Below are 505 nucleotides of genomic sequence, written 5' to 3'. Positions count from 1 at the left end.
AGTGCAAGTGCATCAACCGGCTCGTCGCGTCGTCGACAAAGACCAGCAGTGAGCAGGCGGGTCCCCGGTCTTCAAACCAGTAATGATCGCTGCCGTCGATTTGTACGAGTTCACCGAAACAGGCTCGTCGGGCACGCGGCTGGTAGACCTTCGGCGGACGTTGCTTGCGCGGCACCCAAAGGCCGGCATCCGTCATCAGGTGCCGCACGGTTTCCTTCGACAGCACGAGGCCATGGCATTCACGCAGCTTCTCGCATGCCAGCGTCGGTCCGAAATCCAAGTAGCGCTCGCGAATAAGGGTCAGCGCACGTAAGGCCAAGCCTTCGTCAAGCTTCCGATTGCCCGGCTTGTTCCGTTTGCGTGATGTAAGGCCCGCCGCGCCCGACTCGCGATATCGCCACACCAGCCGCTCGACTTGGCGTACCGTCACGCCGAGACGCTCTGCGGCTCGACCGGGTTTGAGTCCCATATTCACCACGGCTTGGATGACCTTCAGACGGTCGAG

General features: G+C 61.6%; 1 protein-coding gene. It reads right to left on the bottom strand.

What is annotated here, in order from left to right; all coding sequences use genetic code 11:
* Positions 1-505, bottom strand: a 505-nt coding sequence (locus QCE58_RS34025) for a helix-turn-helix domain-containing protein (RefSeq protein ID WP_250521120.1), incomplete at both ends; no start/stop codon positions are given.

Origin of the sequence: Caballeronia sp. LZ028 (genome assembly GCF_031451415.1) — a bacterium.
Taxonomy (GTDB): Bacteria; Pseudomonadota; Gammaproteobacteria; order Burkholderiales; family Burkholderiaceae; genus Caballeronia; species Caballeronia zhejiangensis.
This window is presented reverse-complemented; position numbering and strand designations above follow the sequence as displayed.